This window comes from Bifidobacterium scaligerum (assembly GCF_002802865.1).
Lineage (GTDB): Bacteria > Actinomycetota > Actinomycetes > Actinomycetales > Bifidobacteriaceae > Bifidobacterium > Bifidobacterium scaligerum.
The window spans coordinates 561,964-575,389 of sequence record NZ_PGLQ01000002.1 but is presented as its reverse complement, the minus strand read 5'-3'; the positions used below and the strand labels follow the sequence as shown (position 1 = coordinate 575,389).

Genomic DNA, 13,426 nt, shown 5'->3' with positions numbered 1-13,426 from the left:
GCCGGCCTATGGTGGTGCCCATGACCGAGATTTACGAAACCCAACCCGAGCGCACCGATTTGCCACTGGTGGTCATGCCTGCCGTACTCGGGGCGATGATCGATCCCATCAAGGCGCAATTTCCTGTGCTCAAGGATGTAGCCCGTGTACGCATGTTCGAGGAGTTCACTTCGGATGAGACCGTACTCATCGAGCGGCTCGCTGAAGCTGATGCCCTGCTGGTAGGCGGCTACCATATTTCGGATGGCATGTTGCGTGCCATCGCCGGCCATGTCAAATGCATCGTGTTCTGCGGTACCGGAGTGGCCAGCTACATCAATCTCGATCTGGCACGCGAACTCAAGGTTCGTGTATGCAATGCGGAACATTACGGCGATCATGCGGTGGCGGAGCATACATTCGCTCTGCTGTTCGAACTGATTCGCCGCACTGGCACGTTGGATAAGGATGTCAAGGACGGCAACTGGGCATGGGCTGGTGGAGACGGTCTGCAATTGGCCGGCCGTCGTATGGGCATCATCGGATTGGGCGGCATCGGTGCCACCGTGGCCTCCATCGCACGGGCCTTCGGCATGGAGGTGTCCGCATGGAATTCGCACGTGCCTGCCGAACATTTCGCACGATCAGGTGCCACGCCGGTGAACGATCTCAACGAGCTCATCGAAACCAGCGATGTGGTTTCCGTTCATCTGCCGCTCAATGACGCCACACGTGGCATCATCACCGCCGACAATCTCGATCATCTGCGCCCCGGCACATTGTTCGTGAACACCGCGCGTTCCGAAGTCATCGCATCCGGCGCGTTGCTCGCAAGGTTGCAGCGCGGCGATATCCCCGCCGCCCTTGACGTGTTTGACCATGAGCCGTTGAAGGCCTCGGATCCGGTCTGCCATATACCTGGCATCGTGCTCACGCCGCATGTCGGCTGGCGTACGGACGGTGCATTCAAGGAGCTCACCCGCCAGATGATCGCATGTCTGAAGGCGTATTTCGCCGGAGAGGACTATAACGTCGTCGTCTCCGAGCGCTGAACTGCCGCACGGGGCTCATCGAACCAACTCGCGGAACTCATCAAGGATGTGAACTATGCAGACGATTCTCAACTCGCCTTCCGCTCCCGCGCACGATGCGCTGGTCGAGAAGAAGTCCGAGTTCATCGGTGACGCCGCCCACGTCGATGATCTGGATGAAGCGCTTGCGTTCGTCGCCTCGATTCGTGAGCAGCATCCCAAAGCCCGTCATGTGGCCTATGCTGCGGTGTGCGGCGGTGCCGATGGACGGCTGTCGGAACGCATGAGTGATGACGGCGAGCCGTCCGGTACGGCAGGCAAGCCGATTCTCGATGTGCTCAAACAGTCCGGCACCACCGATTGCGTGGTCGCTGTCACCCGGTATTTCGGCGGTATCCTGCTGGGATCGGGTGGTTTGGTGCGCGCCTATTCGTCGGCGGCGTCACTGGCGCTGAAATCGGCGCAAGTGGCACGCATCATGACGGCCCGCCAATATCTGGTGCATCTCGAATATCCGCAGTTGGCTCGATTCCAGCAGCTGCTGGGCCAGCTCGGCGCCACTCAGGAGAATGAATCGTATACGATGAACGTGCAGCTGACCGCCGTGGTGCCTGCCGACCAATGCGATCGGTTCGAGGAACGTGTTCGTGAGATGTTCAATGCCGCCGTGGTGCCTGAGCCGGGGGCGATGGTCAATATTCCCGTGCCGATTGGCCAGTGAGAGCATACAGGGATCTCATGCTGTCAGGCTTATATCTCGCATAACCATTCTTATCCAATCCGTATCTGACTAAGCTGGAGACCATGACCGAGGACAACGCAGCGACCAATGCAGCAACCGATGTACCAGTGCCCGAACACGAGAGCGCCGAGCCGCAATCCGACTTTGAGCCGTTGACTGTCACCTATGAGCATCTGCGTCATTCCACCGACGCCGCGGAACTGTCCGAGTTTGCTCGTCGTCCATTGCCTGACCGTGCCGATCAGGCGGCGTTCTCCCGTGCCACCGCATTGTTGGAAGCCGTGGCGGGCAATCCCAATACGCCGGTGGCCGATCGTGTGTTCCTCGGCACTGAGATGCCGTTCCCGAATGTGCTGGTCAAGCTTTCCGAGGACCCTGATGCGTCGGTGAGGCAAGCGGTGGCCGCCAATGAGGACAGCAAAAACTGGCTGGTGGGAAGACTGACCAAAGATCCGGTGCCGCAGGTGCGCGACACAGCTTTGAAGAACAAGCGCACCAGTTGGAAGATGCGTCTGGAGGGGGCGCAGAATCCTGAAGTGGACAGTGAGACTCTGGATTTTCTGGGGGAGCTTGGAACTACGCGTGAGGAGGGCGCCCCGACGGTGCTGTCTTCGATGGTGCGTCGTGCAGTGGCGCTGAATCCCAATACGTCCGCCCGGATGCTGGAGGTGTTGGCCTCAGACCCTTCAGCTGAGGTACGTCACGCTGCCGAGCAACGACGCTGATGTGGCTCTCATCGGTATGTGAGCGTTCACATACCATCATGTGGTCATAATTTTACCGCAAAGACGGGTGTCGTAGCGCTTGTCGTACGGTGTGGCGCTGTTTTCGGGCGTTAGACTGGGGGCTATGAGCGAGAATACCGAGAATGAAGAACGACTGGCGCGTCCGCTGATTCGACTCGCCAAGTTGGTCGGCGTCGGCACCAGCTACGTAGGCATGAGCCACGACTATCACGAGATAGCCGACGACGTACTCATCGCCGTGCTGGCGGCTCTGGGCATTGACGCCAAGGACGAGGACGCCCAGGATGCCTCCATCCGACGTATCCTGAAGGAACGGTACAGCCGTCTGGTGGAGCCTACCGTATTGCATACGGTAGGCAAGGAAGACAAGGTGCTGGTGAACACCGGCATTCTTGACGTGCCGTCGGCCACCATCACGCTGGAAAACGGCGAGGACTATGAAGGCAATATCGAAGTGGGGCCGGGAGACGGTTCTCAGGCGTTTGATCTCGGAAGCTCCTTTGTCTCCACGGCGGCGCTGATCATTCCCTCCGACATCCCTGCCGGCTATCACACGTTGCATGTCACTGTTGCCGGGCGCACGCAAGACGCTACGTTGATTAGCGCGCCTGATCATGTGGAGCTGCTTGACCCCATGAAATCCGGTAGCCTATGGGGCTGGATGGCGCAGCTGTATTCGATTCGTTCCGCCGGCTCCTGGGGCATCGGCGATTTCGAAGACCTGAAGACCATGCTGGTGAATGCCAAAGGCCAGACCGGTGCGGATTTCGTGCTGATCAACCCGGTGCATGCCGCCGAACCGGTTTCACCACTGACGCCGTCGCCTTATCTTCCGGTCAGTCGTCGATTGGTGAACTTCACGTACATTCGTCCGGAGTCGGTACCCGAGTATGCATTGCTGGATGCTCAGGCCAAGCATGACGTCGATGAGCTGCATGCCGAAACCGAACCGCTCAACGGCGACTCGCAGATCATTGATCGTGATTCCATGTGGCGCAGCAAGATGCATGCGTTGTGGATTATCTTCAAGGCGGGACGTAAGGCCGAGCGTCAGGCGCAATTCGACGTATTCAAGCAGGAATGCGGCTCTGATCTGGAAGCATATGCGACGTGGTGCCTGTGCTATGACAAGTGGGGCGCTCCCGAAGACAATGACGAAAGCTGGATTCGTCGATTCAACCGAGACTCTCAGGAGATCGCCGATCTCAAGCAACAGTTCCCCGACACGCTTGATTTCTACCGCTGGCTTGAGTGGGTTGCCTCCGATCAGCTTGCCGCTGCGCAACAGGCCGCCAAAGATGCCGGTATGCATATCGGCGTTATGTCGGATATGGCAGTGGGTGTCCACCCCCTCGGTGCCGATGTATGGTGGAATCCTGAGCGATTCGCCAAGGGAGCCACGGTCGGCGCTCCGCCGGACATGTTCAACCAGCAGGGCCAGGACTGGAGCCAGCCGCCGCTGAGCCCTCTGGATCTGGAAGCTACGGGATATGAGACGTACCGCAATATGGTCCACGGCATGTTCGCCCGCGCCGGTGCCGTACGCATCGACCATATTCTCGGCCTGTTCCGTCTGTGGTGGATTCCTTCGCATCACAGCGCCATGGATGGCACGTATGTGTATTACGACGCCGATATCATGCTGGGAATCCTGGCCATTGAGGCTTCGCGCGCGCATGGCGTGGTAGTGGGAGAAGACCTTGGCGTAGTGCCTGAATATGTGGCTGATTCGCTCTCTGGCCACGGCATCCTCGGCTGCGCTGTGGAATGGTTCGAGCAGCGCGACGGTGTATTCCGGGCTCCCTCGCAGTGGCGCCCGTATGCATTGGCCTCCGTCAACACCCACGATATGCCGCCGGCGGCGGGATATCTGGAGTACGAGCATGTCAAGATCCGCGAGCGTCTGGGATTGCTGACCGGCTCCGCCGAAGAGTTCCAAGCCTCGGCCACCGCCGAGCAAAACGCCATGCTGGCCATGCTTGTGCAGGAGGGATACCTCGACCCGGAGTTCGCCGAGCATCGCGATGAACATGAGGCGGATATCATTGACGCTTTGTACCGTGCGCTCAAGGGCTCTCCGTGCAAGCTGCTTGCTGCTTCGATCACTGACGCGGTGGGGGAGAAGCGTGCGCAGAACCAGCCGGGTACGAATAATGAATATCCGAATTGGCGAGTGCCTCTGGCCGACGCCAAGGGAGATGTCGTACCGCTGGAAACGTTGTTCGAAACTCCTGGCGCGCAACGTTTCGCCCAGATTTTCAACAGCTGAGGCGTCGAAAACGCGTTGAAAGGGCGGGTTGACCCGGTGTGAATGGGTCGGCCCGCCCTCTCATATTTTCGCCGCGCCGATGTCCCCGTGACAATGTCAAGACCGGCGATATACTAGTGGATTGTTGTGTTTCCCTAAGGGGTCCTTCAAAGCGCTATCCCACTCGCCATCGAGGACTTTCAGGGAGCCCACGGATAATGAGGTTCGACGCCTTCTGGATGCGGCCCTGACCAAGCCACGCCAGGCAGCCGAGAGCCCGGAACACAATGAATAGAAAAGGTAATGCAGTGAAAACTTTCACTCCGAAGCCAGCTGATCTGACTCACGACTGGTATGTCATCGACGCCACCGACGTGGTGCTCGGCCGTCTTGCCTCCCAGGCTGCTATTCTGCTGCGCGGCAAGAACAAGCCGACCTTCGCTCCTCACGCCGATTCCGGCAACCACGTGATCATCATCAACGCCGACAAGATTGCTCTGACCGGCAACAAGATGGGCAAGGAACTGTACGCACACTCCGGTCGTCCCGGTGGCCTGCGTCGCGATTCCTACGCCGAGCTGCTTGAGAAGAACCCCGAGCGCATCATCAAGTCCGCCATCAAGGGCATGCTGCCGAAGAACCGTCTGTCCAAGGCACAGCTCGACCGTCTCCGCATCTTCCGCGGCGCCGAGCACCCGCACACCCCGCAGAAGCCCCAGGTCTTCGAGATCGCTCAGGTCTCGCAGCAGGCTAAGTGAAACCTGAGAGGAGATAAGAATCATGGCTGAAAACACCAACGACTCCCAGGTTGTCGAGACCGAAGAGGAGCTCACCAACTACACCACCGAGACCAACGCTGGCGCTGGCACCGGCACCTCCGCGATCGAGCCGGGCTACGGCACCGGTCGTCGTAAGGAAGCTGTGGCCCGTGTCCGTCTGGTTCCGGGTTCCGGCAAGTGGACCGTCAACGGCCGCACTCTGGAGGAGTACTTCCCCTCCAAGCTGCAGCAGCGTGAGGTCAACTCCCCGATCGTCCTGCTCAAGCTCGAAGGCAAGTTCGACGTGATCGTCCTCGTTGACGGCGGCGGCACCACCGGTCAGGCCGGTGCCATCCGTCTCGGCGTGGCCCGCGCCCTGAACGCCATCGATCGTGACGCCAACCGCGCCGCCCTGAAGAAGGCCGGCTTCCTGACCCGCGACGCCCGCGTCGTGGAGCGCAAGAAGGCTGGTCTGCACAAGGCTCGTCGCGCCCCGCAGTTCTCCAAGCGTTAATTTCGCTTTCGGACTGTACCGAGCATCAAAGAACCCTTCGTGGATGCGTCCGCGAAGGGTTCTTTGCTATACCAACATCTATGCATGGTCTGTATGCGTGGCCTGTTGCCTTTGCCCAGGCTCAGGCAGTCGTACGGTTCAGGCCTCACGACTCAAGCCGCAAGGCCTCGAACCTAGGGAATATCACACCTGCTTCATCAGCGTGATGCTTAGTGCCGGCATGGTCCACACATGTGGCGATGGCTTGGTGGCCGACTCCGCTACTACATCGGCCGTCGGGGCCTTGTCGACCGGGGCCTTATCGGCGGAGACGGTGCCCTCTGCCGAAGCTGATGCGCCGCCTCCATGCACAGTCGCTGACGACTCGGCATGCGGGCCGTCAACCTCAACCGTTTGCGCGGTAGTTGGACGGACCTGACCGCGTTGTTGCGTTTGCTGTTCTTTGCCGCCCTCCGGGCTGTCGGCGGTACGCCGCCGCGTCACCTTAGCGAATTCAGCGGTAGGAGCGGACCGGGATTCCTGCAGCATGGCGAACGTGGCCGCATCCACATCGGACATGCCCTCGGCTTTCATGCGCGCCGTGGCCTCTTCGGCAAGACGGCGCACGGTTTCGCTGGCGTTCTGCACATGCTGCATCCACACGCTGATGTCATCGTCGTCGTTTGGCTTCACGACGCCGCCATGCCCCGGCCATCTGCCATTGATCTCAGCGGAACACCATTTCGGCACCCATGTGCTGTCTGAAGGCAGGGTGAACTGCCGGTCTTCGTCCACACCATTGACCACGATGCACACGTCCACTTCACTATTGGAGAGCAATCGCATGGTGAAGCTTCTCGTGGACAGATCGAACCAATCCCGTTCGGCGGGGGCATTGCCGTTGGGCAGGAACCATTTGACGCGGTCTGATGGCTTGAACAGGCCGATCTGCGTCAGGCGGGTGAAGAAATCCTCGTGATGGTACAGATCCAAGGATTTGCGCAGCGCAACCAGATGGGACACGGTCTCCAGACGACGCATCTCGCGCGTCTTCTGCGGCGAATACAGCCAGTCCCAGTTGAGCCAGGTGATGTCGTTGTCCTGGCAGTAGGCATTGTTGTTGCCATCCTGCGTATTGCGGAATTCGTCGCCTGCCAGCATCATCGGTGTGCCCAACGAGAGTAGCAGTGTCCCCATCATGTTCATGGCGGCCTGCTCGCGAGCCGTGATCACATCCAAATCATCAGTAACGCCTTCCACGCCGAAATTGGCGGAGTGATTTACCGAAGAGCCGTCATTGTTGTGTTCTCCGTTGGCCTCGTTGTGTTTGGTGCGGTAACGAGTCAGATCGGTGAGCGTGAAGCCGTCATGGCAGGTGACGAAATTGATGGAAGCGGTGGCGCCGCGTCCGGGGTCAGTGGCGAACAGGTCCGCCGAGCCGCACAGTCTGGTGGCGATCTCCTGTAATTGGGTACGACCGAAATCGCTGCTGCCGTCCACATCCTCCAGCCAGAATGTACGGATCGTGTCGCGGAAACGATCGTTCCACTCGGCAAAGGGGATGCCGAACTGCCCGGTGCGCCAACCGAAGTTCCCCAGATCCCAAGGCTCCATGATGAGCTTCAGATTGCCGAGCAGCAGGTCGGAACGCAGCGCATACAGGAAGGGATGATGATGGGTGAATTCACCTTCCAGGCGTGCAAGGGTCACACCCAGATCGAAACGGAAGCCGTCGATGCCGATGCGTTTGGCCCAGTAGCGCAACGAATCGACGGCAAAGGTGACGACGTGTGTATTCGTAAAGTCAAGCGTGTTGCCGCAGCCGGTGGTGTCTTCCAGACGTCCGGGATTCGATTTTTGATGACGGTAGTAGGCTAGATCGTCCAATCCTCGCCAGCAGACGGTAGGGCCTTCCACGCCGCCCTCGCAGGTGTGGTTGTAGACCACATCCATGATGACCTCGAAGCCGGCCTCATGTAAGGCGCGTACCATGTCGATAACCTCTTGCCGTACCGCTGTGGCACCCTTTTCCTGAGCGGCCTTGGTGGCGTAGGAAGGCTCGGGAGAGAAGTAACTCAGCGTGGAATAACCCCAATAGTTGCCTCGTCCATGCTCCTGCAGGAACAGCTCGTCCTGCTTGGCTTGGATGGGCAGCAGTTCAATGGAAGTGACGCCCAGATTCTGCAGATAGGCAAGTGTGGTGGGATGTGCGAGTCCGGCATAAGTGCCGCGCAACGCTTCGGGCAGCCAAGGTGCGTTGGCGGTGAAGCCTTTGACATGCATTTCGTAGATTACGGTTTTACGCCAGGGCACATGCGGGTGCTCTGGGTCGCCTTCATGTTTATGGACGTCGCGATCATCGATGGCCACGGAGACCGGCACATGACCGAGTGAATCCACGGTGCTCATGTCGCCGTAAGCGGAGCCGAGCACCTTGCCGTCCACTACCTCGCACTCATAGGAGAACGCGGACGGTGCGAGTTCCATTGAGCCGTCGATGCCTTTGCCATATGGGTCGAGCAGGAATTTATATGGATTGAATCGCACGCCGTGTTTCGGGTCCCAAGCGCCATCCACACGGTATCCGTATTTCATCCCGTCCCATGCCTTGGGCAGGTGCACGTACCATAGACCGTAATTCGGTCCGGTCATACGGAACAAGGTTTCGCGCACGTACAGGTGCTCGATGATGCGTGTGCAGACCGGAAACTCATGTATTTGCTGCAGGAACGATACGTTCGGATCGTTGAACAGGCGTATGGAGTCCTGGAAGAACGCGCTGGGCTGATCAATGGACTCAAGGACGCACAGCCAGACCTGATCGGCGGTTTCCGAACGGACTACGACGTCCGCGCCCCCATCTTCGGTGAAATAGAACCCCGGTCGAGTGGCATAGCGATGCAACGCTGGATTTCTCATGACTCCATTGTAGACGTGTTGCCGTTAAGCGGCGGAATTCTTGATTTGGGAGGGAACCTTTGTCTGCATGGCGTTTGGGCATTGATTGTCTAGCGGCCGGCCCGTGAGGCATGTTCGCCTACGCCGCATATTTCGTTCGCATAGTCTTCCACATACCGCAATGCTGCGCCGATGATGTTTTGGTCTTCGCCGCAGTAGCTTTTCCGCAGTGTGAAATTGATGGTGCCGAATGGGGAACGTTGCACAACTCGATGTCGGAGGGCGTCGATGTCGTCTTGTGTGAGATGTTGTGCTGCCTCGCCGCCGACGATAACGTCACCGGCGATGATGGAACGTGCGTTGACGATGGCCTGCGCCACATAGTCCAGCCATTCGTTCATGCGCTCGCGGTGATGGCGTTCGCCTTGTTCGAGCACACTGAAGAAACCGGGAATGCTCTCGTAATCCTCGGGAAGCGTTTCCGGGGAACAATAGGTGTCCATGCAGCCGCGCTGACCGCAGTAGCATTCGCGTCCGCCGGGTACCAGTGTCATATGTTCGATGGTGCCGTTGCAATGATTGGGGCCTTGGTACAGTTTGCCGCCGACGATCACTGCGCCGCTCGGTCGGCGTTCGAGATACACACAAATCGCGTCGGTAAGACTCGGATCGGCCCAGAGTTCCGCCATGGCGGAGGCATCGGAGTCGTGAATCATCATGCATGGGTAATGCACGGATTGGCTGATGGTGTCGATTGTCAAGCCGGTATTGCCCATGATGGTGCCGAAGGTAATGGTCGAGGCATCGGGGGAGAGGATGCCCTGGACGGCGAACGATACGCCAAGCACCTTGCCGTGCTTATTCTCGATATCCGCTGCAAAATTGTTGATGATGCCGCCGATCCGCTGGTAGTAAACGTTGGCATTGCGATAGGGAAGGGCATCCTGACGCTGCTCGATCACCTTGCCGTACAGATCGATGGCGCACATGCGTACGCCGGTGGCGCGCATCACCACGCCGATTGCCGTTCGATGGTTGGGATTGAACTCATAGTTCCGGGCCTTGCGTCCGCCGGTGGATTCGTGGAACTTGCCTTTGCGGATGAGTCCGTTTTCTTCCAGCATACGAAGGTTCTGTGTGATGGTGGGCAGGCTTAATCCAAGTCCGTGTTCGAGTTCCTGCTTGGTGACGTGATGATGGGTATACAGATATCGAGTCATGGCGTTGCGGTTGTGTTGTTTCACCGCGGTGGATGGCGTCGCTCTCATGACTACCCCTTTGTGAGACGATGAGCATGCACATATCAGTGTACTTGCTTGAAGCTTAACTTTTATAAAGATGTTTTTATTATTTGCGAAGAATGTGATTACTTTTATAAAGTCATCTTATAGAAGATGACGTTGGTGTGCGATGTATTGAATGTGATATTCGTCAAAAATCGAACAAAATACGTCAAAAAAGAGTGAAAAGTTATATTTTGTTAGATAAAACGCGCTAAATAAAACAAATACTGATCAATATCTAACATGAAACGCCGTTGATTTTGTGCGTATGCGGGGCTGAAAGACCTTCGGTATATTGTGACTCAGGTCACAGGATGATGTGACAAGCGCACGCAGTCAAATATCTTGTCGGACGGTAGGGTACGTCCCTTACGTTGCGCAAGGTGCGGTGCTGCGCCGGGAACTTTGCCATATACCCCAAGAAGATCGAGGAGGACCCCAAGTGGCAGAAGCAAAGAAGGTCGAGATTCCCCAGCCGACCCCCGAAGATAAGAAGGCAGTGGCCGAAGCCGAGGTGAATGCTCTGGTCGTCAAGGCCCAGAAGGCATTGGCCGAGTTCGAGAAGCTGGACCAGAAGCAGGTGGACCACATCGTGGCTAAGGCATCCGTCGCCGCCCTGAACAAGCATCTGGTACTGGCGAAGATGGCCGTGGACGAGACCGGCCGTGGCCTCGTGGAAGATAAGGCCACCAAGAACATCTTCGCTTGCGAGCACATCACCAACTACCTCGCCGGTCAGAAGACCGTCGGCATCATTCGTGAAGACGACGTCATGGGTATTGACGAAGTGGCCGAGCCGGTTGGCGTGGTCGCCGGTGTGACTCCGGTCACCAACCCCACTTCCACCGCCATCTTCAAGTCCCTGATCGCACTGAAGACCCGTTGCCCGATCGTGTTCGGTTTCCACCCGTTCGCCCAGAAGTGCTCTGCCGAGGCTGCCCGCATCGTGCGCGACGCCGCCATCGAAGCCGGTGCCCCGGCCAACTGTATTCAGTGGATCGAGCACCCGTCCATCGAAGCCACCGGTGCTTTGATGAAGCACCCGGGTATCGCCACGATTCTTGCCACCGGTGGCCCGGGCATGGTCAAGGCCGCCTACTCTTCCGGTAAGCCCGCCCTCGGCGTGGGCGCCGGCAACGCCCCGGCCTACGTCGATTCCGATGTGGACATCGTGCGTGCCGCCAACGATCTGATTCTGTCCAAGCACTTCGACTATGGCATGATCTGCGCCACCGAGCAGGCCATCATCGCCCATAAGGACGTTTACGCACCGCTGGTCAAGGAGCTCAAGCGTCGCAAGGCATATTTCGTGAACGCCGAGGAGAAGGCCAAGCTGGAGCAGTACATGTTCGGCTGCACCGCCGGCTCGGGCCAGACCCCGAAGCTCAACTCCGTGGTGCCGGGCAAGTCCCCGCAGTTCATCGCCAAGGCCGCCGGCTTCGAGATCCCGGCTGACGCCACCATTATCGCGGCCGAGTGCAAGGAAGTCTCCGACAACGAGCCGCTGACCCACGAGAAGCTCGCCCCGGTGCATGCCGTTCTCAAGGCCGATTCCAAGGAACAGGCCTTCGAAATGTGCGAGCAGATGCTCAAGCTGGGTGCCGGCCACACCGCCGCCATCCACACCAACAACCAGGATCTGGTGCGCGAGTACGGTCTGCGCATGCACGCCTGCCGCATCATCTGGAACCAGCCGTCCTCCCTTGGCGGCATCGGCGATATCTACAACGCGATCGCCCCGTCGTTGACTCTGGGCTGCGGCTCTTACGGCGGTAACTCGGTGTCCGGCAATGTGCAGGCCGTGAACCTCGTCAACATCAAGCGCATCGCTCGGAGGAACAACAACATGCAGTGGTTCAAGATCCCGGCCAAGACCTACTTCGAACCGAACGCCGTCAAGTACCTGCGCGACATGTACGGCATCGAAAAGGCCGTCATCGTGTGCGACAAGGTCATGGAGCAGCTCGGCATCGTCGATAAGATCATCGACCAGCTGCGTGCTCGCGCCAACAATGTCACCTTCCGCATCATCGACTACGTCGAGCCGGAGCCTTCCGTCGAGACCGTCGAAAAGGGCGCCGAGATGATGCGCGAGGAGTTCGAGCCGGACACCATCATCGCCGTCGGTGGTGGTTCCCCGATGGACGCCGCGAAGATCATGTGGCTGCTTTACGAGCACCCGGAAATCTCCTTCTCCGATGTGCGTGAGAAGTTCTTCGATATCCGCAAGCGCGCCTTCAAGATTCCGCCGCTGGGCAAGAAGGCCAAGCTCGTGTGCATCCCGACCTCCTCCGGCACCGGCTCCGAGGTTACGCCGTTCGCTGTGATCACCGATCACAAGACCGGCTACAAGTACCCGATCACCGACTACGCCCTGACCCCGTCCGTGGCCATCGTCGATCCGGTGCTGGCCCGTACCCAGCCGCGCAAGCTGGCCTCCGACGCCGGCTTCGACGCCCTGACCCACTCCTTCGAGGCCTATGTGTCCGTGTATGCCAACGACTTCACGGATGGCATGGCTCTGCACGCCGCCAAGCTCATCTGGGACAACCTGGCTGAGTCCGTCAACGGTGAGCCGGGCCTCGCCAAGACCAACGCCCAGGAGAAGATGCACAACGCCGCCACCATGGCCGGTATGGCCTTCGGCTCCGCGTTCCTCGGCATGTGCCACGGCATGGCCCACACCATTGGCGCTCTGTGCCACATCGCCCACGGTCGTACCAACTCCATCCTGCTGCCGTACGTGATCCGTTACAACGGTCAGGTTCCGGAGGAGCCGACCTCGTGGCCGAAGTACAACAAGTACATCGCCGACGAGCGCTACCGCGACATCGCCATCAACCTCGGCATCGACCCGGGCAAGACCCCGGCCGAGGCCGTCGAAAACCTGGCGAAGGCCGTTGAGGACTACCGTGACAACAAGCTCGGCATGAACAAGAGCTTCAAGGATTGCGGTGTGGACGAGGACTACTTCTGGAGCGTGCTCGACCAGATCGGCATGCGCGCTTACGAGGACCAGTGCACTCCGGCCAACCCGCGCATCCCGCTGATCAACGACATGAAGGACATCGCCGTGGGTGCCTACTACGGTGTCTCCCAGGCGGAAGGTCACAAGCTACGTGTCGAGCGCGAAGGCGAGGCCGCCACGGAGGAAGCCTCCGAGCGCGTCTGAGTCATAAGAGCGCACTGACCGCCTATCGGCTATAAGAAAGCCCGTCCAATGAGGACGGGCTTTTCTGTTGCCATAT

9 protein-coding genes are annotated in these 13,426 nt (G+C 58.9%); 7 read left to right on the top strand and 2 right to left on the bottom strand.

What is annotated here, in order from left to right; translation table 11 throughout:
• The first annotated feature begins 20 nt into the window (after positions 1–20).
• The 6 genes from CUU80_RS05575 to rpsI all read left to right on the top strand — a co-directional run bounded on the left by CUU80_RS05575 (position 21) and on the right by rpsI (position 6,018).
• Entirely contained in the window at positions 21–1,031 is a 1,011-nt protein-coding gene (locus CUU80_RS05575) for a D-2-hydroxyacid dehydrogenase family protein (protein WP_100496423.1), read from the top strand.
• 55 nt (positions 1,032–1,086) lie between these two features.
• The gene (locus tag CUU80_RS05570; RefSeq protein ID WP_100496323.1) at positions 1,087–1,731 is read left to right on the top strand and encodes an IMPACT family protein; all 645 of its coding nucleotides are present in this window, start codon (positions 1,087–1,089) and stop codon (positions 1,729–1,731) included.
• 65 nt (positions 1,732–1,796) lie between these two features.
• Positions 1,797–2,477, top strand: a complete 681-nt coding sequence (locus CUU80_RS05565; RefSeq protein WP_417852194.1) for an AbrB family transcriptional regulator — start codon at positions 1,797–1,799, stop codon at positions 2,475–2,477.
• Between the two features lie 124 nt (positions 2,478–2,601).
• Positions 2,602–4,767, top strand: coding sequence for a 4-alpha-glucanotransferase (gene malQ / locus CUU80_RS05560; protein ID WP_100496321.1), 2,166 nt, complete (start codon positions 2,602–2,604; stop codon positions 4,765–4,767).
• A gap of 287 nt (positions 4,768–5,054) precedes the next feature.
• Positions 5,055–5,504 (top strand): 50S ribosomal protein L13, encoded by a 450-nt coding sequence (gene rplM / locus CUU80_RS05555; RefSeq protein WP_100496320.1) that lies wholly within the window; start codon positions 5,055–5,057, stop codon positions 5,502–5,504.
• A 22-nt stretch (positions 5,505–5,526) separates the two neighbouring features.
• On the top strand, positions 5,527–6,018 hold the full coding sequence (rpsI, locus tag CUU80_RS05550) for a 30S ribosomal protein S9 (protein ID WP_100496319.1): 492 nt from the start codon (positions 5,527–5,529) through the stop codon (positions 6,016–6,018).
• A gap of 183 nt (positions 6,019–6,201) precedes the next feature.
• Here rpsI and glgX read toward each other — a convergent pair whose 3' ends face one another.
• The gene (glgX, locus tag CUU80_RS05545; RefSeq protein WP_100496318.1) at positions 6,202–8,916 is read right to left on the bottom strand and encodes a glycogen debranching protein GlgX; all 2,715 of its coding nucleotides are present in this window, start codon (positions 8,914–8,916) and stop codon (positions 6,202–6,204) included.
• 89 nt (positions 8,917–9,005) lie between these two features.
• On the bottom strand, positions 9,006–10,163 hold the full coding sequence (locus tag CUU80_RS05540) for an ROK family transcriptional regulator (protein ID WP_100496317.1): 1,158 nt from the start codon (positions 10,161–10,163) through the stop codon (positions 9,006–9,008).
• A gap of 457 nt (positions 10,164–10,620) precedes the next feature.
• On the opposite strand from CUU80_RS05540, the gene adhE reads away from it, so the two are divergent.
• Positions 10,621–13,350, top strand: a complete 2,730-nt coding sequence (gene adhE / locus CUU80_RS05535) for a bifunctional acetaldehyde-CoA/alcohol dehydrogenase (protein ID WP_100496316.1) — start codon at positions 10,621–10,623, stop codon at positions 13,348–13,350.
• The last annotated feature ends 76 nt before the right edge of the window (positions 13,351–13,426 follow it).